This window comes from Conyzicola lurida (genome assembly GCF_014204935.1).
Taxonomy (GTDB): Bacteria; Actinomycetota; Actinomycetes; order Actinomycetales; family Microbacteriaceae; genus Conyzicola; species Conyzicola lurida.
The window spans coordinates 431,193-455,379 of the sequence record NZ_JACHMJ010000001.1 but is presented as its reverse complement, the minus strand read 5'-3'; the positions used below and the strand labels follow the sequence as shown (position 1 = coordinate 455,379).

General features: G+C 68.4%; 18 protein-coding genes. 4 read left to right on the top strand and 14 right to left on the bottom strand.

The window, feature by feature from the left end; all coding sequences use genetic code 11:
- Positions 1 to 114: 114 nt before the first annotated feature.
- Positions 115 to 3,537 carry a lamin tail domain-containing protein gene (locus HD599_RS02265; RefSeq protein ID WP_184233262.1) on the bottom strand — a complete coding sequence of 1,141 codons (3,423 nt, stop codon included), beginning with the start codon at positions 3,535 to 3,537 and terminating at the stop codon, positions 115 to 117.
- 165 nt (positions 3,538 to 3,702) lie between these two features.
- Here HD599_RS02265 and HD599_RS02260 point away from each other — a divergent pair, with 165 nt between their 5' ends.
- On the top strand, positions 3,703 to 4,257 hold the full coding sequence (locus HD599_RS02260; RefSeq protein WP_184233260.1) for a dihydrofolate reductase family protein: 555 nt from the start codon (positions 3,703 to 3,705) through the stop codon (positions 4,255 to 4,257).
- Here HD599_RS02260 and HD599_RS02255 read toward each other — a convergent pair.
- Positions 4,254 to 4,928, bottom strand: a complete 675-nt coding sequence (locus HD599_RS02255) for a lysophospholipid acyltransferase family protein (protein WP_184233258.1) — start codon at positions 4,926 to 4,928, stop codon at positions 4,254 to 4,256. The two genes, HD599_RS02260 and HD599_RS02255, sit on opposite strands and share 4 nt — an antisense overlap.
- Before the next feature lie 59 nt (positions 4,929 to 4,987).
- On the bottom strand, positions 4,988 to 5,419 hold the full coding sequence (locus tag HD599_RS02250; protein WP_184233257.1) for a helix-turn-helix transcriptional regulator: 432 nt from the start codon (positions 5,417 to 5,419) through the stop codon (positions 4,988 to 4,990).
- Positions 5,420 to 5,622: 203 nt separating this feature from the next.
- Between HD599_RS02250 and HD599_RS02245 the strand changes: the two genes are divergently transcribed.
- Positions 5,623 to 5,997 (top strand): PLD nuclease N-terminal domain-containing protein, encoded by a 375-nt coding sequence (locus HD599_RS02245; RefSeq protein WP_184233255.1) that lies wholly within the window; start codon positions 5,623 to 5,625, stop codon positions 5,995 to 5,997.
- On the opposite strand, the gene HD599_RS02240 is transcribed toward HD599_RS02245, so the two are convergent.
- The gene (locus HD599_RS02240; protein WP_184233253.1) at positions 5,998 to 6,216 is read right to left on the bottom strand and encodes a hypothetical protein; all 219 of its coding nucleotides are present in this window, start codon (positions 6,214 to 6,216) and stop codon (positions 5,998 to 6,000) included.
- A 616-nt stretch (positions 6,217 to 6,832) separates the two neighbouring features.
- On the opposite strand from HD599_RS02240, the gene HD599_RS02235 reads away from it, so the two are divergent.
- Entirely contained in the window at positions 6,833 to 7,099 is a 267-nt protein-coding gene (locus HD599_RS02235; protein ID WP_184233251.1) for a hypothetical protein, read from the top strand.
- A 44-nt stretch (positions 7,100 to 7,143) separates the two neighbouring features.
- On the opposite strand, the gene pstS is transcribed toward HD599_RS02235, so the two are convergent.
- From pstS to HD599_RS02215, 4 genes are all read right to left on the bottom strand, one after another.
- Positions 7,144 to 8,175: a phosphate ABC transporter substrate-binding protein PstS gene (gene pstS / locus HD599_RS02230; protein WP_343061833.1), complete on the bottom strand. Its 1,032-nt coding sequence runs from the start codon at positions 8,173 to 8,175 to the stop codon at positions 7,144 to 7,146.
- Between the two features lie 85 nt (positions 8,176 to 8,260).
- Positions 8,261 to 8,965: a 5'-methylthioadenosine/S-adenosylhomocysteine nucleosidase gene (gene mtnN / locus HD599_RS02225; RefSeq protein WP_184233247.1), complete on the bottom strand. Its 705-nt coding sequence runs from the start codon at positions 8,963 to 8,965 to the stop codon at positions 8,261 to 8,263.
- The gene (locus tag HD599_RS02220; RefSeq protein WP_343061832.1) at positions 8,962 to 9,600 is read right to left on the bottom strand and encodes an S-ribosylhomocysteine lyase; all 639 of its coding nucleotides are present in this window, start codon (positions 9,598 to 9,600) and stop codon (positions 8,962 to 8,964) included. The genes mtnN and HD599_RS02220 overlap by 4 nt, the downstream gene beginning before the upstream one ends.
- A gap of 28 nt (positions 9,601 to 9,628) precedes the next feature.
- Positions 9,629 to 16,945, bottom strand: a complete 7,317-nt coding sequence (locus HD599_RS02215; protein WP_184233245.1) for an Ig-like domain-containing protein — start codon at positions 16,943 to 16,945, stop codon at positions 9,629 to 9,631.
- 207 nt (positions 16,946 to 17,152) lie between these two features.
- Between HD599_RS02215 and HD599_RS02210 the strand changes: the two genes are divergently transcribed.
- Positions 17,153 to 17,947: a siderophore-interacting protein gene (locus tag HD599_RS02210; protein ID WP_184233243.1), complete on the top strand. Its 795-nt coding sequence runs from the start codon at positions 17,153 to 17,155 to the stop codon at positions 17,945 to 17,947.
- 65 nt (positions 17,948 to 18,012) lie between these two features.
- On the opposite strand, the gene HD599_RS02205 is transcribed toward HD599_RS02210, so the two are convergent.
- The 6 genes from HD599_RS02205 to HD599_RS02180 all read right to left on the bottom strand — a co-directional run bounded on the left by HD599_RS02205 (position 18,013) and on the right by HD599_RS02180 (position 24,170).
- Entirely contained in the window at positions 18,013 to 19,530 is a 1,518-nt protein-coding gene (locus HD599_RS02205) for a tripartite tricarboxylate transporter permease (RefSeq protein WP_184233241.1), read from the bottom strand.
- Positions 19,531 to 19,540: 10 nt separating this feature from the next.
- Positions 19,541 to 20,086: a tripartite tricarboxylate transporter TctB family protein gene (locus HD599_RS02200; protein WP_184233239.1), complete on the bottom strand. Its 546-nt coding sequence runs from the start codon at positions 20,084 to 20,086 to the stop codon at positions 19,541 to 19,543.
- A complete protein-coding gene (locus HD599_RS02195) occupies positions 20,083 to 21,054 on the bottom strand; it encodes a tripartite tricarboxylate transporter substrate binding protein (protein WP_184233237.1) in 972 nt (323 codons plus the stop codon). Before HD599_RS02195 ends, HD599_RS02200 begins: the two co-directional genes overlap by 4 nt.
- Positions 21,055 to 21,187: 133 nt before the next feature.
- Positions 21,188 to 21,928: a triose-phosphate isomerase gene (locus tag HD599_RS02190; protein WP_184233235.1), complete on the bottom strand. Its 741-nt coding sequence runs from the start codon at positions 21,926 to 21,928 to the stop codon at positions 21,188 to 21,190.
- Positions 21,925 to 22,842 (bottom strand): amidohydrolase family protein, encoded by a 918-nt coding sequence (locus HD599_RS02185; RefSeq protein WP_184233234.1) that lies wholly within the window; start codon positions 22,840 to 22,842, stop codon positions 21,925 to 21,927. The genes HD599_RS02190 and HD599_RS02185 overlap by 4 nt, the downstream gene beginning before the upstream one ends.
- Positions 22,839 to 24,170 (bottom strand): MFS transporter, encoded by a 1,332-nt coding sequence (locus HD599_RS02180; RefSeq protein ID WP_184233232.1) that lies wholly within the window; start codon positions 24,168 to 24,170, stop codon positions 22,839 to 22,841. The genes HD599_RS02185 and HD599_RS02180 overlap by 4 nt, the downstream gene beginning before the upstream one ends.
- Positions 24,171 to 24,187 lie beyond the last annotated feature (17 nt).

The window sequence follows — 24,187 nt, the reverse complement described above, 5'->3', positions numbered from 1 at the left end:
GCGGCCGGCTTCGCAGCTCACGTCTGCGCGGGTACGGTGCGCGGCTCACGGATGCGCGAAATCGCTATGCCACGCTGACGTGGCATAGCGATCCCGCGACCCGGAACGCCGGGGTTACGCCGTTGCCTGCCGACGTCGGAGCACCAGGAGCCCCGCGCCCGCCAGAAGCAGGATCAGCGCCGCCCGGATCGGACCGCCGAGGTCCGCGCCCGTGCTCGCGAGCGTCTCCGTCGCGGCGATGGACACGTTGTCCCAGCCGATGAGCGTCCCGTCCTCGGCGACGACCGCGATGCGGTGTTCGCCGGTGAGGCCCGCCGGCAGGGTGACGCGCACGGTGCCGTCGGCGCGCACGACCGTCGTGCCGAGCAGCACCGGCGTCGAGTGCACCCAGACGTCGACCGTCTCGCCGGCGTACTGGATGCCGACCGTGATCGTGATGCTGCCGCCCTCGGTCGCGCTGGACGGGGAGCTGACGGGACCGCGGGCGGCCTCGGTGAACAGTGTCTCGGAGACCGGGACGGGCGCACCGTCGCTCGGCGCCGGACCGACCGGGGGAACAGTCGGTTCGACCGGGGGAATTTCCGGACCGACCGGGGGAACAGTCGGTTCCACCGGGGGTACCTCCGGATCGACCGGGGGAACCGTGGGAGTGACCGGGGGAACCTCAGGATCGACCGGGGGAACCGTCGGTGCCGGTGTCGGCTCGACCGGGGGCACCGTCGGAGTGACCGGGGGAACTTCCGGATCGACCGGGGGAACGGTCGGCGCCGGGGTCGGGGTCGGCGCCGGGGTGGGCGTCGGGGTCGTTCCCGGCTCCTCGGGCTCCGGGGTGGGCGTCGGAGTCGGAGTCGGAGTCGGCACCGGCGTCGGGGTGGGCGTCGGGACCGGGGTGGGCTTGGGCGTCGGCGTCGGCGTGGGCGTGGGCGTCGGCGTGGGCGTCGGCTCAGGCGTCGGCTCCGTCACCACGGTGCAGTCGATCGAGCCGGCTCGCAGGGCGAAGCCACCGGTGCTCGAGTCGTCGGCCCAGAACACGCTCTTCGCTCCGGCGACGCAGGCGGACTGCGGGGAGATCGCGAAGCCCTCGTTGTTGAGGTTCGGCATGCCCGCGGGACGCTCGTACACGGTCGCGGTCGCGAAGTGTCCGTCGGCGCCGACCTCGAGCACGGCCGAGCGGCCGTTGCAGGTGTCGTCGCAGACCGCCCAGAGCGCGCCGTTCTCGGCGTCGAACTCGAGGTCCATGACGCCGCCGAGGCCGGTCGTGACGGTGGCGATGCGGGTGTATCCGCCCGTCACCTGGTCGAGCGCGTAGGCGTAGACGCCGCCGGCCTCGAGACCGACGAAGAACAGCCCCGTACCGTGATTCGCGTGGGCCGCCGGGTTGTATGCGGCACCGGTGGTCTCGTCGACCAGCCCCTCCCCGACCAAGAACGAGTCGGGCACCCAGGCGATCGCCTCGAGGCCGAGGTTCGCACCCACGGTCGGCAGGTCCGCGGTGAGGTTCCACTCCATGGTCGCGTTCAGCACGGTCGCGGGCGTCGTGACGTCGTAGCGCAGCACCGAGGTGCGGCTCACGCTGCCCGCGTCGTTGTCACGCTCGCTCGAGACGAACAACCCGCCGACGGCGCCCGCCGCGGTGAGGGTCACGCCCTCCGCGTCGACGTTGCCGGTGCCGTTCGGGTAGTGCAGCACCGTGCCGCTCCCCCAGCCGCTGCTGGAATCGGAGGCCCAGGTGGATCCGTTCTCCGTCAGTCGGAACAGCGTGCCCGGTCCGTTCTGCACGGCCCAGAGCACGTCGCCCGAAACGGCGGTCTCGTAGGCGAGTCCGCTGAGGTTGCTCGCGTAGGTATTCTGCGCGTCGACGGCGGTCACCGTCTCGGCGCCGGGCCACGGGCTCGTGACGACGTCGCCGACACACGCGTTGACCGCGCCCTTGGTCGACGCCGCCGTGGTGGCGAATTCGCCGGTGCCGTCGGGGCAGCGGCCGTAGGTGGTCGTCGCGTGGGCGGTCCAGGTGTAGCTGTCGATCACCGTGGTGCCGTCGGCGGCGAACAGGCGCGCGGAGTCGCCGCCGCCCAATCCGAACACCGGCTCGACGACGAGGTAGGCGCCGGCCGCGAGCGTCGTCGGCGTCGGGAACGTGTAGGAGTCCTTGTCGCCGTTGTCCTTGAGGATGAAGCCGCCGAGGTCGACCGCGGCTGCCCCGTTGTTCTTCAGTTCGATCCAGTCGGTGGTGTCGCCGTTCGACTCGACTTCGTTGATGCGTACGGGCGGGCTGCAGTCATTGACCGCGCCCTTCGTCGACGAGGTGGTGACGATGAACGAGGTGCCGCAGACGCCGAGGGTGGGGATGGCGTGTGCCGTCCAGCTGCGCTCGTCGACCACGGTGACACCGTCGGCCGCGAACAGGCGGGCGGAGTCGGGAGCGCCGAGTCCGTACCCGAACGCCGCCTCCTCGAGCAGGAAGTAGCCGCCGGCTGCGACGGAGGATCCCGCCGGGATCAGGTACGCGTGGTCCGCCGCCGACGAGTTGTCACGGAAGACGTAGCCCGAGATATCGACCGCGGTCGACCCCGAGTTGTACAGCTCGACCCAGTCGCCGGGCGTGCCGCCGTTGGACTCGACCTCGTTGATGCGCAGCGCGGGGAGCGTCGTCGGCGGCGTGGGGGTCGGCGTCGGGGTCACCACGACCGCCGACGGGTTGGCCGCACCTTTGCTCGCGACGGTCGACGACGTCCACGCGCCGGTGCCGTCCGGGTAGCGCCCGTACGTGACGGCCGCGTGTGCCGTCCACACGTAGGAGTCGATCAGCGTCAGGTTGTCTGCCGTGAAGAGGCGCGCGGAGTCGCCGCCACCCAGGCCGAACGTCAGCGCCGGCTCGTCGATCACGTAGAACCCGCCGACGGGCAGCACGGTGTTCGCCGGGATGACGACCTTGTCCTCGTCCTTGTTGTCGCTGAAGATCAGACCCGAGATGTCCACCGATGTCGTTCCGGTGTTGACGAGCTCGACCCAGTCGGTGGCGTCGCCGTTCGACTCGATCTCGTTGATCGCGACCTTCGGCAGGACCGCCGTGTTCGGCGCACCCTTGGTCGCGGCATCCGTCGCGATCCAGGCGCCCGTGCCGTTGGGGTAGCGCCCGTACGTGACGGCCGCGTGCGCCGTCCACACGTAGGAGTCGATCAGCGTCAGGTTGTCGGCCGTGAACAGGCGTGCCGAGTCCCCTCCGCCCAAACCGAACGTCAGCGCGGGTTCGTCGATGACGTAGAACCCGCCGACGGGCAGCACGGTGTTCGGAGGGATGACGACCTTGTCCTCGTCCTTGTTGTCGCTGAAGATCAGGCCCGAGATATCGACCGGGTCGGTTCCGGTGTTGACGAGCTCGACCCAGTCGGTGGCGTCGCCGTTCGACTCGATCTCGTTGATCGCGACGGTGGGCAGGGCGGGAACGGCGAGCGCCGGCGCCGCGACCGCGGAGAGCGGCACCACGAGTGCCAGGCCGGTGAGGGCGGCCACGATGGGCCGTCGGAAAGTGCGCATAGAAAAGTGGGTGCCTTCGCGAAAGTGAGGGGAAGCCCCGAACGGGTGCCACGAAAGTGTTGGGTATCAGAGAAAACCGTCGGTAAACGTGCGGCAAACAACACGCCGGTGCGGGATGCCGCGGCCCCTTGCCCCGCTCCGCCCCGGCAGCGCACACTGGTCGCCATGGCGCGGCTCATCTATTCGGGAATCATGTCCCTCGACGGCTACATCGCCGACGAAAACGGGGAATTCGACTGGAGTGCCCCGACCCAGGAGGTGCACGCGCACGTCAACGCGCTCGAACGGTCGGTCGGCACCTACCTCTACGGCCGACGCATGTACGACGTGATGCACGTCTGGCAGACGCTCGACATCGCCGACGAGCCCGCGGTGGTCCGCGACTACGCCGAGATCTGGCGTGCCGCCGACAAGGTCGTGTACTCGACCACCCTCGCCGAGCCGCTGACACCCCGCACCCGCATCGAGCGCGCGTTCGACGCGGACGCCGTGCGCAGACTCAAGTCCGTCGCGACATCCGACATCTCAATCGGAGGCCCGGACATCGCGGCCCAGGCGATCGCCGCCCGACTGGTCGACGAGTACGCGCTGTATCTCAGCCCGGTGATCGTCGGAGGCGGCACGCCGTTCCTGCCGTCCGGCTCGCTCGCGTCGCTGCGGCTGCTCGACGAACGGCGGTTTCCGAACGGGGTGGTCTACCTGCGCTACGAAGCGCTCTAACTCTTCTTTTTGCTCTGCACGCCGTATTCGTCGACGTACGCCTGTCCGCTCAGCGCACGGATGGCATCCATGATCCTGTCCGTGATGATGCGCAAGGTGGTGTGATCGGTGGTCTGGTCCGCGAATTCGCTGAAGTCGAGGGGCTCGCCGAACGAGATGCCGATGCGCTGGATCTTCACACCCTTGCCGTCGCTCGGCATGACCTTGTCGGTGTCGATCATGGCGACGGGGATCACAGTGGCGCCGGATTCGAGCACCATGCGGGCGACACCGGTGCGACCGCGGTGCATCTTGCCGTCGCGACTGCGCGAGCCCTCGGGGTAGATGCCCAGCACATTGCCTTTGCTGAGCACGCTCATGCCCGCCTGCAGCGAGGCCTCGGAGGCTTTGCCGCCGGAACGGTCGATCGGGATCATGCCGGTGGCGCGCAGGAAGTGTTTCACCGCCCACGAGCCGAGGCCCTTGCCGGTGAAGTAGGTGCTCGCGGCGAGGAAGTAGATGCGCCGCTTGATCACGAGCGGGAGGATGACCGAGTCGATGAACGACAGGTGGTTGCTCGCGAGGATCACGGCACCGTCACGAGGGATGTTCTCGACCCCCTCGAGGCGGGGACGGAACAGCGTGCGTAACAACGGCCCCGCAACGAGGTTTTTCATGAACCAGTAGAACATCAGCCCCAGACTATCCAGTCTTGGGAGGCGCGGGGTCCGCCGGTCGAGAAACTTATTCGCTAGTCGACCGCGCCGACCGTCGCCCGCGGTTCGCGGATCCGGCTCGGCCGGGTCTGCACCTTGGCGAGACACGCGGGCATCAGGGCGACCGCGTGGTGGGTGCTCGCACGGTAGGCGCTCGGGGTCATGCCGACGATCTCGGTGAACCGGGAGCTGAACGAGCCGAGCGACGTCGACCCGACGGCCATGCAGGCCGAAGTCACGGTCTCCCCCGCGCGCAGAAGGGCCATGGCGCGCTCGATCCGGCGGGTCATCAGGTAGTTGTAGGGCGTCTCGCCGTAGGCGGCGCGGAACTGCCGGGAGAAGTGGGCCGGCGACATCAGCGCCCGCCGAGCCATCTCGGGCACGTCGAGCGGACGCGCGTAGTCGCGGTCGATGAGGTCGCGCGCGCGCCGGAGGTGCGCGAGGTTCTCGAGCTCCTGCCGGTTCATGGCACGAGGGTACACCCGGGGCGAAGGCGGCCGACAGCCCGCTTCTGGTCTATCGACCCGCGCGTCCGACAGGACCGATCGCGCCGATGAGCCGATCGACAGGACGAATCGAGCGGCGCCGGCCGCGCCATCCTGTCGAACGGCTCAGAGGCTCGGCAACCCGCTCTAGCGTCGGCAACCCGCCGATGTTTAGACTCATCCTCATGTACATACTGCTGTCGGCGCTGTTCTTCGCGCTCGTGCTCGGTGCGATCATCGACATCGTCGTCATGGACGAGTCGCGCGTGAAGCACCTGCCCAAGATGGTGTGGATCATCCTGGTGGTGCTGCTGCCCGTGATCGGCAGCATCGCGTGGTTCGCGGTGGGCCACGGCTACGACAAGCCGGTCGACCGTGGCACGTTCGGCGATCCGCGCCGGTACGAGCAGCCTCAGGCCGGGCCCGAGTACGGCTTCCGTCCGCGCTCGACCGAGGAGGAGCTGGCGGCGTTGGAGCGCGAGATCGAGTTCCACGAGAAACAGGACCGCATCAAGCGTCTGGAAGCGCAGCTCAACGAGAAGCGCGCCCAGACGGACTAGTTACGCGGTCGGGAATTCGTAGGCGGAACCGGCGCCGAAACGCTCGGCGATCGCGAAGTCGAAGTCGGCCTCGCTGATGTCGTAGATGCCATGGATCGCGGCGTTGTCGCGGATGGCGGAGAGCTCGCGCGAACGCGAGTAGAACATGGGGTCGGTCGCGAGGATCGAGTAGCCGCCGACGATGAATTCGACGTTCTTACGGGTAATGGTGGTGTTCATGATGCTGTCTTGCTTTCGTTTGGTGCTCTGATTCGCAGAGTCATAGTGTTAGCGGCGAATCCGGCTAGCAGATGTCGCGCTCAAGAGAGCCGGGCAACATTCGAATGAACGTTGCGGCCTCGAGGATTAAGCCGATGTATCGGCGAAGGGTGTCACACGCTTCACGGCGGATTGCCGTCTATAGCGGTTCTGATTGAAATCTGAAGTGCGGCCCTGTGTCAGATAGGCGGCGGGGGCAGATTTCTCGATGCCCAGTACCAACACCATACACGTACCCCGCTGAGAATTCAGGGTTGCGCTCAGATTGCCCGCACCGCTACGGTGAACCCACGCCAATCGACGAAAGGAGCCGACCAATGTTTGACCGACGAACTGCACCAGCAGCATTCCGCAACATCGCCGGCTTCGTCGGCGTCTTCACCTCCTGATCGGGTAGCCATTCCGCCACCGTTCAGACGGTGGTGACGCTGACGAAGCCCGACCCGGCAGAGACTCTGCCCCGAGGTCACACCCCGTTCGCGGCGCGTCCTGCGCCGTTCCCCCTCGCCGCCCGCGTCTCGACGCTGAGCGCGGCCCGCGCTGGTTTTCAGCGACCCGATTTCAAGGAAATACCACCATGCATACGCAACTGGCGACGCAACCCGTCCGCCCCGAACACCCGCCCCACACTGTCCGCTCCCCCGAGTCGCACCCAGTGCGCCGCGTGGGGCTGCTCGACCGAACCGCGCTGCACATCGGCGTGGCGCTGATCAAGTGGGGACGCCGGCCGGTCAGGGCCGAGTCCCACGAACAGCACGCCGTCCGTCTCGCGGCCCTCCAGGCCCGGGCCGAACGCCAGAGGGAGTACGAACTCCTTCGCGCGAACATCTCGCGCATCCTGTGAACCGATGGGCCCGCCTCCGCAGGGAGGCGGGCCCATCCACGAGATCAGGAGATCGACTCCACCGCCGCGATCACCGTGGCCGAGAACTCGTCCGAGAGCGGAGCCGATCCGGCTTCCTCGGCGGCGAGCGCCTGCCCCTCGGGGCTGACGACCCACTCGGCGTACGATCGCACGAGCTCGGCCTCGTCCGCGTCGTCATACTGCTGGCAGGCGATGAGATAGCTCACGAGAACCAGTGGGTACACGCCCGATGCCGTGCTCGTGCGGTCGACGGCGACCACGATGTCGTTGGGGTTGGAACGCGTGACGAGCGGTGATTCGTCGAGGATGGCCGCCGCGGCATCCGCCGAGTAGGTCACGAACTCGTCGCCCACCTTGAGTTGCGCGACCGCGAGGTCGCCCGCACGCGAGGCGTCGACGTAGCCGATCGCGTTGACGCCGTCGGCGACCGCGTTGACGATGCCCGCGTTGCCCTGTGCCGCTTCGCCGTCGAACGGGAAGCCGTCGGCGGCCTCGTTGCCCCAGACCTCGGGCTCGTTGGCGTAGAGGTAGTCGGTGAAGTTCTTCGTGGTGCCGGAGTCGTCCGAGCGGTGCACCGCCGTGATGGCGGCGTCGGGCAGCGAGACGCCCTCGTTGAGCGCGACGAGCGCGGGGTCGTTCCAGCGCGTGATCGTGTTGGAGAAGATGCCGGCGATGGCGGCCGCGTCGAGGCGCAAGGTCTCGACGCCCTCCACGTTGAAGATGAGCACGAGGGGCGACACGTACACGGGGACGTTGATCCCCTGGGTTCCGTCGACGCAGCGCGCGAACTCCCCGGAGGCCAGCTCGTCATCGCTCAGAGCGGCATCCGACCCGGCAAAGGCGACGCCGCCGGCGATGAACTGCTCCCGGCCGGCGCCCGAGCCCGACGGCTCGTAGTTCACCGTGACGCGCGAGTTGTTCTGCTGGAAGTCGGAGATCCACACGTCCTGCGCCGCCGACTGGGCCGACGACCCCGCACCGTTGATCGTTCCGACGAGGTCGCTCTCGATCTGCCCGGCCTCGTTGGTCGCGCACCCGGCGAGCAGCGCGCCCACCGTAGCGATCGTGAGAACGGAAAGTGAACGAGAGGTGAACGAGGAGCGCATCCGTCTATCTAAGCAGGCGCTATCTAAGCAGGCGCTATCTAAGCAGGCGCTCCAGAATCGACACCACGACGTCGGCCGAGCGGTCGGCGGCGATCACCACGTTCTCTTTGAAGCTGGATGCCGCGGACTCGTCGGCCCCGTCGGAGATGCCGCGCACCGAGACGAACGGCAGCCCGTAGCGGAAGCTGGTCTGCGCGATGGCGGCCGACTCCATGTCCACACCGCTCGCGCCCGGGAAGTTGAGGCGCATCACCTCGGCACGCGTGGGCGTGACGAAGGTGTCGCTCGAGAGAATGAGACCCGGGATGACGTTCGGCAGGGTCACCGCGATCTCGAGGACGCGCGGGTCGCTCGGATATGTGGCGGGCATGCGCGGCACCTGGCCGAGCACGTACCCGAAGGCTCGGGCGTCGGCGTCACCGGAGATGCACTCGCTCGCGACGACCACGTCGCCGACGACGATGCCGTGGCCGATGCCGCCGGCCGTCCCGGCGCTGACCACGAGGTCGATGGTGTGACCGGCGGCCTGCTCGGCGGAGACCACGGCCGCGACCGTGATCGCACCGTTGACCATGCCGACACCGCTCTGCACGAACACGACGGGCACGCCGCCGAGCACGGCGTCGCGACGGAAGCCGCCGGCGATGCCGGTCTCTTCGCCGACCTCCGTGGCGCGCTCGAGCAGCGGGCCGAGCTCGTCAGCCATCGCCGTGACGACGATGGCGCGCGACGACGTCACGCCATTACTCGTGACCACTCGGAACGCGCGGCCAGGAACGGCTCGATCGCGGACTTCGCACCCTCGAGGGTGTGGTGGGCGCCCCATCCGCACTGCACCTCGTTGGCGGCGGGCACCTCGGTGGCCGCGAGGATGTCGTTCAGCGTGGCCTCGACGAGGTCCATGACGTCGTCGACCTCGGACTCACCGTCGAGGATCAGGTAGAAGCCGGTGCGGCATCCCATCGGCGAGAAGTCGACGATACGGTCGGAGTGCGAGCGCGAGTTCTCGGCGAACAGGTGCTCGATGGAGTGGACGGCGTCGGACTCGAGGTGCGCGACGTTCGGCTGCGTGAAGCGGATGTCGTACTTGGTGATGACTCCCCCGCTCTTCAGCTCTTTGCGGTCGGCGAGACGAATGTAGGGGGCCGCGACAGCGCGGTGGTCGAGGTTGAAGGATTCGACCTTCATTTTGGGTGCGTTCTGCTCGGTCATGAGCGTTCTCCGTCCAGTCGGTGGGGGCCGGGGGCCGCCCGGCACGATTTTAGTCGGATGCTCCGCGATTAGCTGCGGCGTGACGCCTCGTGAAGCGGCAGCTGCCGCGACCGCGATCGCGCCGAGGGCGAGCACGGCGACGGCGGTCAGTACGGGGTTCATTCCCGCGAGCCTAACCGCCGCCGCGCGCTCAACTGGTCGCGAGCTTGAAGTTCGACTCGAGCCCCGACGACATGCAGCCGCCCAGGTCGTTGCCCATGGTCGTCCACACTTCGGTCGCGTCCCTCGAATACATGTTGACATTGCTGCCGAATCCGTCGACGAGGGTACGGCCGTAGGACAGCACCGTCGCGGCATCGCCCAACGCCGAGCTCATGCCCTGGGTCTTCGACGCGAGTTCCCCGTACTTCGCGAGCCCGGCGTTGGTAGCCGAGATGCCGCCGTTCACGGCGACGACACCCACCGAGCCCAGTGCGCCGCTCGGCAGGTCGGTCAGGTTGCCCGGGCCCCGCGCCGACGTGTTGAGGCACGTGCTGAGCAACTGCGCGGAGTTGATCATCGCCGAGACGCCGTTGTCGAACTTCGTCATCGCGTTGAGCATGCCGTCGCCGCCGCCGGCGATCATCACGATCGCGCCGATCCCCTTCAGCGCCGAACTCGCCATCTTGACCAGCATGGCTTTGGCGAGCACGATGCCGGTGGCGATGGTGACCGCCACCGAGACGATGCGGCCCGCGAGATTGCTGAACGCGTTGCCGACCTTCTCCCAGAAGCTCGGGTAGTCGATGTCCACCTCGACCCAGCGGTCGGTCTCCGCCATGACCCACGCGGTGACGCCGTTCTGCTCGTCGACACCCGTCCAGCCCTCGAGTCCTTCGTCGTCGCGCACGTCGCCGTTGAACTGGATGACCGTGCCCTTGAGATAGCGGTTACTGCCGCCGCCCGGGCAGTTGGCAGGGGTCTCGGCACGGGTACGGTCGCCGGTGTTCACCGTGACGCAGTTCACGGCGATGTCGAGGGTGGCAGCGGCAGAATTTCCGGCTCCGTCGACCACGAACTTCGGCATGCCGGCTGCCGGGTTGACGAGGCTGTACTGGTAGGCCGCCGCGACCGTGAGCCCGGTCTGCACCGTGCCGCCCGGCCGCGTGCGCATCGGGGCGCACCCGCCGGTGTCCATGATGAGCGCGGCTGCTTGGCTCGCGTTCAGCACCGAGAACGTGCCCGAGTCGTCCCGCTGACGCACGGTGAGCGGCAGGTTGGCGCAGTACTCGAGGGCCACGCGGGAGTTGCCCGCGACCTGGATCGTGCTCCCCGGGTAGTAGTACCGGCCGTCGTTCGACGAACCGCCAGACAACGACCACACCGGGGTCAGGGAGCCGCTCGTGGGCTTCGCGGCGCGCAGTTCGACCTGATCGCTCGGCAGCACGAATCCGTCCTCCTTGCACTTCTGCATCGTGCTGTACAACGCGCGCTGGCCGTATGCGACGCCGAAGGGGTTCTCGACGTACGGCTTCGTGCAGTTGTATGCCCCGATGACGCCATCGACGTACACGACCCGTTCGGACGGGCCGAGGAGGGCCAGGTCGATATACGGGCCTTCCTTCTCACCGTCCTGGCCGACGTAGTTGAGCGCCGGGTGTATGCCGCCCTGATACGCGTCCATGAAGTTCATGCGATCGGCGGACTTCAGGGTTGTCGCGCCGACTCTGACCGACCAGCTCAGGTAGGAGAGCTTGATACCGCTCGCGGCGGGGTAGTCTGCCACGGCCCGAACCGTGGCGTTCGAAAGCACCGAATAGGTCGTGGTCCACGTCCGGTAGGTGGATTGCCACGTACTCTCCGTGGTGACCGCGCTGGTCTTCGGCGCGGCGCACATCTGCGCGGGATCGAGGGCGGCGAGACGTGCACCGCTCGAACTCTGGGCGGGACTGGTATCGCGGACGACAACGGTCACGCAGTCCCGGTACGAGAATGTCGACCAGGCGACCGTCGCGGCTCGGAGCCCGATCTCGACGGATGTGCGGACAGGCTCGCCCGTCTTCTGCGGGGTTGTGGTGACCCTCGGGAAGGTGTCGCGCACCGCAGGGAAGGCCCCGGCGGTGACCAGCTTGTCGAACACCGCGCCGGAATCGGGGACGGACTCCACGACGACCTTGGTGCCGGGCACGTATCCTGCCCGGCCGTCGGGCGTCGTGCACGCGCCGGTCGCCGGCTTCAGCGCTCCGCTCGATGCCGGGCGCGCAGACGACACGACCGAGGCCGTGCCTCCGCGGGTCTGGAGCAGGGTGAACGGGGAGCAGTCGGGCACGGCGAATACTGCCGAGATCGCACGGTCGCCGTTCATCGTGACCCGCCCGAAGTCCCGGTAGGCCGGCTCGGGCACGACGCCGTCGAACGAGACGACCGTGTACTGCAAGAACGGCTGGTTTCCCGCCGGGTTGTAGGTCTGCGGGTCCGCCCGAACGTCGACGACCGTTCCCTTCGCGTACCGCGGCTTGCCGGCGGCGAGCTCTTTCAGTTCTTCCGCGGTGGGTCCGAACGGGCTCGCGCAGTTGGGCTGGTTCAGGACGGTGATCGACCCCTTGGCTTCGGACCGGGTGGCGACGTTGTTCGGCGAGACCGTGAGCGTGAAGCAGACGGGTGCCCACTTCGTGTCGTACGTGAACATGCCGCCGCTCTTCACCACGAACGACGTGGTGCGGCCGACGGTTTTCGTACCGGTCACGGGCTTGTTGTTGAGGGTCCAGCCGTCGAACACGTAGTTGTCGGGAATCAGGTTGGTCGTCAACGACACGGTGCTGCCCGGGAAGACTCCCTTCTGTCCCCGGGCCACGCAGGGCTCGGCGGCGCTGACATCGACGGGGACATACGCGTAGACGAAGACGCAGTCGCGCCACACGGCACTGCCGCTCACCTTCTTGGACGGGGCGTCGTCGCCGGACACGAACTCGAACGTATAGGTCTGTCCGGCGTCTTCGAAGGAGAGGGAGTTCTCCGGCACCGTGAAATCGCAGTGGCCGTCGGCGACGGCGGCGCCGCATCGCTGGTTGCCAGCGGTGACGTAGACCCAGCCCCGTGCCGCGGTGCCGGAGGTGGTGACGACCCAGTTGGCCGTGACCCGCTCGCCCACCACCCACTTGTCCGTTGCCGTGCCGAAGCCCGTGGTCATCGCGGTCGTACGGGCCGCGGCGCTGAACTCGCCGGAGGTCGCACGCGGCAGGTGGTCGGCGTCGCCCGAGTAGCTGACGGCGAAAGAGTTCGTGCCGCTGACCGCGGCGCCCGCGGGGAAGTCGCACGAGGCGCCGACCGCCACCTCGCAACGCTGGAACGACGGGTACAGGGTCACCGCGACCGTGCCCGTCGGAGCGCGGCCTCCGGCGTCGGTCGCCGAGACGACCGGTGTGAGACTGAACGGTTTTCCGCCGACCACGGCGTCGGTGCCCCGCACGACGATCGCGCTGGTGTGCCGGTCGATGGTGATCGTGCGGCGGTAGTCGATCGGCGATACGTCGGTGCCGTTGCCGTCGCCGGTCACGTGCAGCGTGTACGCCCCCGCGTCGGCGATCGCGAACTCGGCGGTGCCCTCGAGGAAGGCGGTGGACCCGAGCCAGCCGTAGTCGCGCTCTTCCTCGGTTCGTGCGAGCTCGAGCGTCTGCGTCTCGCCGTTCAGTTCGACGGTGACGGGGATGCTGGCGGTCGAGTCGAGCGGGGTGCCGGACACCTCCGCCGCCACCTCGATCGACACGGTGTTGCCGGCCGTGGTCGGCGACTGCGTGCTCGAGACGGTAGTGCTGGTCGTGCGGGGCGGCACGCTCACGATCATCGGTGTGCTCGAGGCAGTCTCGCCGTCGTCGCCGTAGACGACGGTGGCGGTGAGGCTCGTCGTGCTGGCGCGGCTCAGGCTCACGATTCCCCAGCCGCCGAGCCGGGAGTCGAGGGTCACGCTTCCGACCTTCACCCCGAGTTCGTCGCGGATGACCGCCACGGCCCCGCCCGTGATCGATGCGGGTTCGCGGCCGAAGTCGACGGCGACGCGCAGCCCGATGTCGCGGCGACCGACGCCGAAGATGGTCGAGCTCGCGAGTTCGAGACTCACCGTGGGTGCGGCCGGCTCGGGCACGATCACGATCTGAGGCACGGATGTCGCGGCCGCGATGCCGCTCGTCGCGGTAAACCTCACCACGGCGGTCACCGTCACGTCGCCTGATTCGGGGAACACGGCCGTGGTGGTGCCGACGCCGGCGGAGTTGATTCGCACGGTACCGAGGCTGTGGGGCGCACCACCCTGGAGGGTGGCGTAGATCGTGACGTCGTGCACGAGCGCCGCGTCGACGTTGCCGACCGCGACAGTGAACGGCGTGCGTTCGGTGAAGTACGCGGGTGCCGGCGCCGTGAGGGCGACCGTCGGCGGGAGCACGGTGACCGGGGGCAGCCGGTCGGTGCGCGGGGAGTAGATCGTGTCGCCGGAGTATGACACCGAGTAGTTAAGGATGCCGCCGGCAGACGGAATCGGCAGAGTGGTCGTTCCTCCGTAGAGGGCGAACGAGGTCTGTGCCGCCCCGCCCGCGATCGAGATCCGCACCGGCGTGCCCGCGGCGTCGAGGATCGTGACCGTGCCGGTGGGCGAGGCGATTCCGTCGCCGGTCGGGTAGGTCACGGTGAGGCGCGTGTCGGACACGGTCAGCGCACCACTCCAGACGGCGGTCGGCGCCTGGGTGGCGATGCCGCCCGGGTTGAGGCTGAGCGCATCCGACGACGCCAGGTAGGCGGCGAACCGGTTGTCGGGCAGGTAGTCGGCCGTCACGGCCACCGTCGCCCGGGTGGTAGGCGTGTACGTTGTCGTCGCGATTCCCTGTGCGTCGACCGCGACCGGAGCACCGAGCAGGCCGTTGATCGTGAAGCGAACGAACCCGCCCGTCGGAGTCGAATCCGAGGCTGGCGATGCGACGGCGGCGGTGAGAGTGATCGGCTGGCCGACGGCACCGGCGGTGGGAGCGCCCGCGGCGTCCGTCGCGGCGAGGGTAGTGGTGGTGGCGACGGCAGCGATTCTCTTCGTGAAGTAGTCGGTTCCCGCCTCGCTGGCGATGTCGGTCGCGGGGACGCGCAGCGTGTAGGTCGGCTCGCCGCCCGGGAGCTTCTTGGTGAGATCCGCAGTGACGACGGCGGTACCGTCGACGATGGTGAAGGGGACGCTGAACAACGGGACCAGGTCGTATCCGTTCACCAGCTGCAGCACTTCGAGCACGCGGGGCTCGTCGTAGTCGGAGACGACGGTGACGGTGACGGTGTTGGTGTCGCCCCAGGTCATGTCGTAGTCAGTGGGGAAGAACGTGTGGTTCGTGAAGTAGGTCTGCGAGATCGGTAGCGCCGGGTTGACCGGCATCGTCAGCTGCGATGGCAGGAAGCCCGGCTCGCCCTCGTAGACGAACTGCACCTCGGCGGGCACGGCCGCCAGCGTCGCCGTGGAGAGTCCGACGTACTCGCCGGTCGGTGTCTGGTCGATCTCGGCGAAGAGCACGCCGTCGGCGTAGACGCTGACGCGTCCGGGAGCGTCGGCGTCGTCGTCGCCGTAGGGCGCGCGTACCTGCACGCTCACCTCGAAGTCGCTGCCCAGCGTGAAGGTCTTGATCTCCGCGGTCACGAAGGTGAAGTCGTCGGCGGCCGCGACACGGGCGAAGGGCGCGGTGATGCTCGGTGTTTCGACGGGACTGCTGTCCGTCGCGGGCGACTCGTCTTCTGCCGCCGGAACCGGCACGGCATCCGCGGGAACGGCAACTTCTGCCGCGGGGATTTCGGCCGCGGGAGATTGTGCCGCGGGCACGTCTGCGGGTGACCCGGGCACGTTTTCTTCTGCCTCGGGCGCGCTGGCGTCCGCCGCGGGAGCTTCCGCCTCTGCCGCGGGAAGTTCCGTCTCTTCCGCGGGAGCGTCTGTCACTGCCGGGGGAATTTCCGTCTCTGCCGTGGGAGCGTCGGTTACGGCCGCGGGAACGTCCGTTACTGCCGGGGGAACGTCTGCTTCTGCCGCGGGAAGGTCTGCTTCTGCCGCGGGCGTTTCGGTCGCGGGAACGTCCTCCGCGGGGACCGCTGTCTCGACCGCGGGAGCGGGGATGCCTGCCGCGGTCTCGGGCCCGGTCACTTCTGCGGCGGGCGCGGGTTCGACGACGGGCTCCTCGACAGCGGGCTCGACCGCCACCGCGACGGGGGTCGAGCCGACGACGTAGGTCTTCGGGGCCGACTGCGCCGAGTAGACGGTCGCATCGGCCGGGGTGAAGACGAAGCTGATCTCGTGGCTTCCCTCGGCGAGCACGGGAAGGGGGTCGAGCACCGCGGTGAACCGGGATGCGTCGGCGGGATCGACGGCCAGGGTCATCGGGGTGCCGAGCGGCGTCTCCCCGTCGACGAACTGCACGGTACCGGCCGGACTGGCGTCGACCACGGTCACCGCCGCGGTCACGAGCGGCGAGGCATCGATGCCGTCGACGGTGAGGTCCAGCTGCGGCACCGCCGGTGTGACCACGGGAGGCGTCTGGGCAAACGCGGGCATCGGCGCGAGGGTCGCGACGAGCGCGAGCACCACGACCATGGCGGTGCGCCCGACTGCGGGGCGGGAACCGCGGGACATCAGCGCTCCGATGGAACGCAGGCTCGCGCGTGCACCGCGCGCGGGTGCCGGCGGAGCGGCATCCATCATCACTGTCGCCATCGCCGTGCCTACGATCAGCTGCAGCAGCACGAGCGCGAGGCCGAGCACGCCGATCGATGCGAGGTACGCGCCGGTGATCTCTTCCGAGTTGCTGGGATCGACGGCCGCGGCGGCGAAGGCTCCGCCGAAGCTCAGTCCGACGCCGGCGGCGAGCGCGATCAGAGCGAAGACGATGAGGGAGCGGTACCCGGACCTCACCTGCGTGCGGGCGAGGCCGAGCAACTCTCGCAACGATCGCGGCGCTGACAGGATCGTGGGGAACGCCGCGACGACAAGCGCGATCAGTGCGGCGACTGGCGCGAACGGAATCGCCCAGAGCAGGGCGCGCCGCGCGGCCGGTGTGAACCGGCGGGCGCGCGCCAGCAGCACGACGGAGACGACGACCATGGCGACCGTGATGAACGGCCAGAGCAGGATGCCGGCGACGACACCGATGCCTCCGAGCAGCAACGCCAGCAGGAGCCGCGGGTACGCCCGGAGAGCCCGCGCGAACGCGAGACGCAGCGGGCGACGGGTTTCCGACTGGGCGTGGGCGTTGACGAATCCGACCAGGAGGACGCCGAAGACGAGTCCCAGCGCCGAGACACCGTAGAGGACGACGTTGCTGCTCGCGCCGAGCGCGATGGCGCCCGGGCCCGTGCTCGCCAGGGTCGGGGCGATGCCGCTGAGACCCCACAGCGCGAGGACCGCTACGACCGGCATCGCGACGATCGCGACGACGGCGCCGGCGACGGACCGGAGGAGGACGGCGGGTGCGACGCTGCGACGCAGCCGGGAACCGAGGCCGAGGGACGGAGTACTCATGGTGTCTCATTCGTTCGAGCGCTGAGCAACCATGGACCGGGTACACACGCCTAGCGGGTTTCGGGAGCCTCCATGCTGTGGAACCCCGCGAAAATCTATACGCACCATTGTGTAGCGAAAATCCCGATGTACCCCAGCCCCCGTAGAGGGTACAGATTGCTCAGTTTGCCTCGTGACTGCAAGGCGAGGTTAGGCTAACCTTCTCAAATGGCCAGAATCCGTACCCCCGACAACCCACAGCTTTTCCGGGCCACGGTGATCCGCAGCGGACTCGTCACTCCGAGCCTGCAGCGCGTCACGATCGGTGGCGACTCCCTCGCCGACTTCCCGTGGATGGGGTACGACCACTGGTTCCGCCTGTTCATGCGCAAGCCCGGGCAGGCCTTATTCACCCTCCCCGACCTGACCGGCGCCAAGTGGTACAAGCAGTGGCTCGCGATCCCCGAAGACCTGCGCCCGCACTGCGCCAACTACACGGTCGCCGACTACCGCCCCGCCGACCGCGAGATGGACATCGAATTCGTCGTGCACCGCAACGCCGCCGGCGAGCTCGAGGGTGCGGCCGCTATCTGGGCGTGCTCCGTGCAGCCCGGCGACGAGATGGCCGTGCTCGACCAGGGCATCATCTACGACCAGCCGGATGACGCGTCCGAGGTCACCATCGTCGCCGACGAGAGCGGGCTTCCCGCTGTCGCGGGCATCCTGCGCTCCCTGCCCGCGCACGCCGTAGGCCGCGTCATCCAGGAGGTCCCCACCCTGGGCGACCGCCGCACTCTCGTCGGCCCCGCCGGCGTCACCGTCTCCTGGATCGTGCGCGAGGACACCGGCACCGTCGCCGGGGTCAAGGCGCTCGAGGCGCTGAAGGCACATTCCGACGTCGACCCCCATGGCTACGGCTTCGTGATCGGCGAGTCGAAGCTCGCGACCGAGGGCCGACGCCACCTGCACCGCCTCGGCCTGCCGAAGAGCCGCATCACGTTCAGCGGGTTCTGGAAGCACTGAGGCCTAAATGGATTTCGACAGACTCAATCCGCCTATGGCGGGTTGAGCCTGTCGAAACCGGGACGTCAGCTCGCGGCATCCACCTTCGGCTTGGTTGCCTCGGACGTGCGACGGGCCGCGACGACCCGGCGCGTGATGATCGGCGCGAACGTCAAGATGGCCGCGAACGACAGTATGGTGATCGCGATCGGGCTGGAGAACAGGATGCCGAAGTTACCCTCGCCGAGTGCCGACGTCTGCACGAGGGACTTCTCGAACAGCGGGCCGAGCACGAGGCCGAGCACGAGCGGAGCCATCGGCAGGTCGAGCTCCTTCATGACCCAGCCCACGATGCCGAAGATCAGCACCAGCAGCACGCTGAACATGTTGTTGCTCACTGCGTAGGCGCCGACGAAGCTCGTCAGCAGGATGATCGGGTACAGGTAGCCGTACGGGATGCGCAGCATCTGCGCGAACACCGGCGCGAGCGGCAGGTTGAGCACGAGCAGCATCACGTTGCCGATGAAGAACGACACGAGCAGACCCCAGATGAGCGCGGGCTGCGTCTCGAACAGCAGCGGACCGGGCTGTAGACCGTAGATCGTGAACGCGCCGAGCAGCACCGCGGTGGTACCGCCGCCGGGGATACCGAGCGCGAGCGTCGGCACGAAGTTGGCGTTGGCCGCCGAGTTGTTCGCCGCCTCGGGGGCCGCGACGCCCTCGATCGCTCCCTTGCCGAAGTTCGCCTTGTTGGGCGAGACCTTCTTCTCGATGCCGTACGCCATAAACGAGGCGAGGGTCGAGCCGGCACCGGGAAGGATTCCGAGCACGAAGCCGATCGCGCTACCCCGGAGAATCGGCGCGGCGCTCTTCTTCAGTTCCTTGCGGGAGATGACCATGTCGCGGAAGCGCGTGCGGATGGGGGCCGCTGCTCCGACGCGGATCTGGTGCAGCACCTCGCCGACGGCGAAGAGTCCGATCATCACCTCGACGAACGGGATGCCGCCGAGGAGGTCGATGCTGCCGAAGGTGAAGCGCGCGTCGCTGAAGCCGGTGGCGACGCCGACCGTGGAGATGAGGAGTCCGGTGGCCGCCATCATGAGACCGCGGGCGAGGGAACCGCCCGCGAAACTCACCACGATGATGAGGCCCAGGATCATGATCGACAGGTTCTCCACCGGCCCGAAGTTCAGGGCCAGGGCGGCGAGTGCCGGGGCTATCGTCATCAGCAGCGCGAGCGAGATGATCGCCGCGACGAAGGATCCGATCGCGCTGATCGCGAGTGCCGAGCCGGCCCTGCCGTTGCGCGCCATCTGGTAGCCGTCGAGCGTGGTGACCACGCTCGCCGCCTCCCCCGGTGTCGAGATCAACACCGAGGTGATGGTGCCGCCGTACTGGGCGCCGTAGTAGATACCGGCGAGCATGATGAGCGCGGTGACCGGCTCGAGCGTGAGGGTGAGCGGGATAAGGATGGCGACGCCGGTGGTGGAGCCGAGTCCGGGCAGAAGCCCGATCACGGTGCCGAGCACGACGCCCACCAGGCACCACAGCAGGTTCTCCGCCGTGAACGCGGTCGCGAAACCGAGTGCGAGATTGTCGAACATGACCTGTTCCTTAGATGATTCCGATGAGGCCCTGCGGCAGCGGGACCCGCAGCAGCACGACGAAGATGAGGTAAGTCACCGCGAGGGCGGCCGCGGTCACGGCCAGCGCGGGAAGCCACTTGCGCTTCTCCACGAAGATCGCGATCGCGAGCAGCATGAGCGCGAACGAGATGATGAAGCCGAGCACCGGCACGAGCAGCAGGGTGACGATGAGGATCGCCAGGACGGCGACCAGCATGCGCGTGCGCTGCTTCTGGTCGCGGCCGAAGATGTCGATGTCCGACTCGGCCGCCTTCTCCTCGGCGAGCACCTCGCCCGCGTCGGCGCCGAGGATGATCTCGGCCTCGCTCAGCGTGGGCTTGGCGCGCAGGCGTCCGATCACGTCGCCGATGGCGAAGACCGCCACCAGGCCGCCGGCCAGGGTCGGGAGGAAGCCGGGCCCGATGAGCCCGTCCTCCTCGATGACCCCGTAGCCGAGGCCGCCGATCACGGCCCCGATTCCGATCAGGGCGAGCAGGACGCTGGTACCGATGGCGACACGGGAAACGGCTGTCATTCTGCGAACACTTTCTCGAGGTCGCTCGTGTTGCCCGCGAGGTACTCGACGAATTCGTCGCCGTAGACCGCGTTGGGCTGGAGCAGGTTGTCGGCGATGTAGGTGTCGTAGGCCTCGGTCTCGGCGAACGCTTCGCCGGCCGCGATCCAGTACTCCTTGGCGTCGTCGCTGATCTCGCCGGGGGCGATGAAACCGCGGAACTGGGCGAACGAGACGTCGATGCCCTGTTCGATGGCGGTGGGGATGTCGGCGAGTGCCTCGAATTCGTAGCGCTCGTCCGCGAACGCGCACAGCGCCTTCAGGTCGCCCGACTCGATCTGGCCGAGTACTTCGCTCGGGTTGAGCGACGCGATGTCGACCTTGCCGCCGAGCAGCGAGGCCAGCACTTCGCTGCCGGACTCGAACGGCACGCGGTCGAACTCGACGTCCTGGTCGTCTTCGACCAGGGTGAACACGATCTCGTCGAGGCTGGTCGCGCCCGACACGGCGGCGACCACGCGGTTGTCCTTGGCGTCGTCGACCACGTCGACGCAGGTGTCGTAGTCGGAGTCGGCCGGCACGACGAGCAGGGTGAAGTCGTCGCCGAGCTTCATGATCGGCGTGAAGCTCTCGTAGCTGAACTGCACGTCCTGCGTGAGCGGCAGGGCGAGCAGCGCGGTCTCGGCGGCGAGCAGATAGTTGTCCTTGCCGTTCTGCGCGAGGAAGTGCGAGTACCCGACGGCGCCGGATCCGCCCTCGCGGTTTTCGACGCTGATGTTGACGCCGGTGTCGGCCTCGAGGCCCGCGGCGATCGCGCGGCCCGAGGTGTCGCTGCCGCCGCCGGCGCTGAAGGGGACGATCATGCGCACGTCGCCGTTCGGGGCGAACTCGCCGTCGGCCGTGGTTCCGCCGCCGGCACCGCTGCAGCCGGTGAGAAGGAGGAGGGCTGCGGACCCGGCTGCCGCGAGGGTGATTGTGGTGGACTTCATTGTCTAATCTCCTTTGATTGTTCAGGCCGAAGCCGTAATCGCTTCGAAGCCTGAAGCTTCGTCGCAGATCGAATATCCTATGGGATATTGGATGTGAGTATCGCAGAGGTTGGCCGCCTCTGCAAGTAGCGGGTTACCGCGACCGCGCCTCCTCGAGCACGAGGGCGAGGTTTGCGGGGTCGTGCGCGAACCGTCCGAGGAACAGCCCGTCGACCTCGGGCAGGCGCGAGAGCAGCCCGGGTCCGGCACTTCCGCCATAGACGACGGGCACGGATGGCGCGCCGAAACGCCCCTCGAGCGAATGGCGCAGCGCCACCACGACGGCGGCGATGTATGCGGGCGGGGCGGGCTGCGCCGCTCCGATGGCCCACACCGGTTCGTAGGCGAGCACGAGCCGTGCGGCGAGGGACGCGTCTCCCCCGGTCGCGGCGATCACCTGGTCGAGACAGGTGGCCGCGGCGGCGTCCGGCTCGCCGAGGGTGCTCTCGCCGATGCACAGCAGCGGCGTCATCCCCGCGCCCGAAATCGCGGCCGTCTTCTGCCGCACGATCTCGTCGGTCTCGTCGAACAGCGACCGCCGCTCCGCGTGGCCGACCTCGACCAGGTCGACGCCGAGCTCGCCGAGCAGCTCCGCGCTCACCTCGCCCGTCAGCGCGCCGGCCGCGGTCGAGACGTTCTGCGCCCCGACCAGCACGCCGAGCGGCCCGAGCCGCTCGATCGCCGCGGGGATGACGGGATAGCTCGGGATCACGAACAGGCGCACGTCGTCGCCGAGCGGCCGCGCGACGAGCTGGTCACGCACGCGGTCGATCCAGTCGAGGCTCTGCCGCCAGCCGAGGTAGGCCTTGGTGCTGACGCCGATGTACGTGGTCACGTCGCCAGTCCGGTGAGTCGGTAGTACTTCACCGCGTTGCCGAAGAACGCAGCGGTCTGCTCGTCGTCCGACCAGTCGCGCGTGATCTCGACGAAGCCGCCGTAGATGTCGGCGTAGCTGCCGGTGAGCCCGTCGACGGGGAAGTTGCTGGCGAACATGATGCGGTCGACAGAGAAGGTGTCCGCGACCGTCTCGACGATCTCGCGGTTGTCGGCGACGGTCCACGGGCGGTCGGGCTGGCCGATGCCGGAGATCTTCACCGCTACGTTGGGCGCCCGGGCGAACCGCCGCATTGCCGCGGCCCAGCCGTCGAGTCCCTCGCGCGACCGGTCGGAGGGCAGCCCCGCGTGGTTGAGGATGATCGTCTGCCCGGGGTGCGACTCGGCGAGCGCGAGCGCCTCGTCGAGGTGCCACCAGGCCACCTGCAGTTCGAAGTCGAGGTCGTACGTCGCGAGCGTCTCGAATCCGGCGATCCACTGCGGGTCGGACAGAAGACTGGGGTGCGTGGATGCCGCGGCAGCACTCGCCGCCTGACCGGGCTTGTTGCGCACGCCGCGCACGATCCCGTGCTCGGCGATCGCGGCGATGACGCTCTCCACGCCCGGATCCGCGAGCACGGCGTGCGCGACGGCGGCGTTCGGCAGCCCGTACTCGCGCGCGACGCCCTCGATGTGCTCGATCTCGCCCACGGGGTCGTCGGCGTTCCACTCCGTCTCCATCGTGACGGTGCCGACCACGTCGAAGCCTGCGGCGTCGGCGAGCAGGTCGGGCGGCAGGTACTCCCGCTTGATCGACTCGTAGTCGCCGTACCGGAACGGGATGTGCGCGTCGGGCAGCAGCCAGGGCTGTTTGCCTAGGGCGGGCTGCCAGAAGTGGTGGTGCGCGTCGACGATCTTGCCGGTGTACGCGGTCATACCAGTGCGTCCGCCTTGGTGCCGGCGGCGGTGTCGACGCCGCGACGGGTCGCGAGGGGCTTCTCGAAGTTGATGATGAGCGAGCCGACGAGGTAGAACACCGCTGCGACACCGAGGAAGACGAACGACCCGGCGAAATTTCCGCCGCTCGCGCCGATGGCGAAGCCCATCACGACGGGGGCGAGTCCGCCGCCGCCGCTCGAGGCCACGTTCATGACGCCGCCGATGCGTCCGACCTGGGCCTTCGGGGCGAGCCAGGCAGGGATCGCCCAGTACAGCCCGCCGAAGTTGATGAAGAAGACGGCGAGCGCGAGGTGGACGAGGGCGACGTAGCCGTCGGTCACGCCGGGCAAGGTGAAGATCGCGACGGCCGTGCCGACTCCCGAGATGCCGAAGATGACCTTCATGATCAGGTTGTAGCGGGTGCTCTTCTGTCGCAGCTTGTCGGCGGTGATGCCGGCGACGATCTGGCCGAGCACGCCCATGCCGTAGACGAAGAACGTTCCCCAGCCGAGCGCGGCGAGGTCGAAGCCGAGCGAGCTCGACAGGTACGACGGCGTCCAGGAGATGATGCCCCACCAGACGGTGGCCCAGCCGAGACGGCCGATCATCATTCCCCAGAACGAGCGCGAGCGCAGGTAGTCGGCGGCTCGCGGCAGCGGTCCGCTGGAGACGTCTGCCACGTCGGCCATCGACCCCGCGATGTACTCGGCCTCGGCCTCGTTGACCCGCGGGTGCTCCTTCGGGGTGTCGCGCAGGTACAGGAAGTACAGGATCGAGACGACAACGGTGAGCGCGCCGGTGACGATGAACGCCCAGCGCCAGTCGCCGAAGATGCCGATGAGCATCGCGACCGAGACACCGCCGATGGCCGAACCGAACGGGCCGGCGGCGTCGACGAACGTCGCTCCCCTGGCGCGCTCCTTCGGCGGCAGCCAGGCGGAATTGAGCTTCGCGCCCGACGGCGAGACCGGTGCCTCGGCTGCCCCGAGTCCCAGACGGGTGAACGCCAGCATCCAGCCGCCGGTCACGAACCCGCCGGCCACCTGGAAGAGGCCCCACACCGTGCCGGCGACACCGATCACCTTGCGCGGCCCGAACCGGTCGAGCAGGAACCCGCCCGGGATCTGGAACACCAGATAGGTCCAGAAGAACGACCCGAGGATGACGCCCTGGATCTCGGGGCTCAGGTCGAACTCTTCGCTGATGAACGGCAGCGCGACGGAGAGCGTCGCACGGTCGATGAAGTTCAGGACCACGATGATCCAGAGGATCGCGAACACCTGGACGCGGATATTGGTCTTGCGACGGGTCGGTGTGCTGCTCATGAGACGCCCTTGTCTAT

What these genes read in the sequence shown, in the direction of transcription:
- HD599_RS02265 (WP_184233262.1), bottom strand. Translation starts at nt 3,537, where the DNA reads ATGCGCACTTTCCGACGGCCCATCGTGGCCGCCCTCACCGGCCTGGCA.
- HD599_RS02260 (WP_184233260.1), top strand. Translation starts at nt 3,703, where the DNA reads ATGGCGCGGCTCATCTATTCGGGAATCATGTCCCTCGACGGCTACATC.
- HD599_RS02255 (WP_184233258.1), bottom strand. Translation starts at nt 4,928, where the DNA reads ATGTTCTACTGGTTCATGAAAAACCTCGTTGCGGGGCCGTTGTTACGC.
- HD599_RS02250 (WP_184233257.1), bottom strand. Translation starts at nt 5,419, where the DNA reads ATGAACCGGCAGGAGCTCGAGAACCTCGCGCACCTCCGGCGCGCGCGC.
- HD599_RS02245 (WP_184233255.1), top strand. Translation starts at nt 5,623, where the DNA reads ATGTACATACTGCTGTCGGCGCTGTTCTTCGCGCTCGTGCTCGGTGCG.
- HD599_RS02240 (WP_184233253.1), bottom strand. Translation starts at nt 6,216, where the DNA reads ATGAACACCACCATTACCCGTAAGAACGTCGAATTCATCGTCGGCGGC.
- HD599_RS02235 (WP_184233251.1), top strand. Translation starts at nt 6,833, where the DNA reads ATGCATACGCAACTGGCGACGCAACCCGTCCGCCCCGAACACCCGCCC.
- HD599_RS02220 (WP_343061832.1), bottom strand. Translation starts at nt 9,600, where the DNA reads ATGAACCCCGTACTGACCGCCGTCGCCGTGCTCGCCCTCGGCGCGATC.
- HD599_RS02215 (WP_184233245.1), bottom strand. Translation starts at nt 16,945, where the DNA reads ATGAGTACTCCGTCCCTCGGCCTCGGTTCCCGGCTGCGTCGCAGCGTC.
- HD599_RS02210 (WP_184233243.1), top strand. Translation starts at nt 17,153, where the DNA reads ATGGCCAGAATCCGTACCCCCGACAACCCACAGCTTTTCCGGGCCACG.
- HD599_RS02205 (WP_184233241.1), bottom strand. Translation starts at nt 19,530, where the DNA reads ATGTTCGACAATCTCGCACTCGGTTTCGCGACCGCGTTCACGGCGGAG.
- HD599_RS02200 (WP_184233239.1), bottom strand. Translation starts at nt 20,086, where the DNA reads ATGACAGCCGTTTCCCGTGTCGCCATCGGTACCAGCGTCCTGCTCGCC.
- HD599_RS02195 (WP_184233237.1), bottom strand. Translation starts at nt 21,054, where the DNA reads ATGAAGTCCACCACAATCACCCTCGCGGCAGCCGGGTCCGCAGCCCTC.
- HD599_RS02185 (WP_184233234.1), bottom strand. Translation starts at nt 22,842, where the DNA reads ATGACCGCGTACACCGGCAAGATCGTCGACGCGCACCACCACTTCTGG.
- HD599_RS02180 (WP_184233232.1), bottom strand. Translation starts at nt 24,170, where the DNA reads ATGAGCAGCACACCGACCCGTCGCAAGACCAATATCCGCGTCCAGGTG.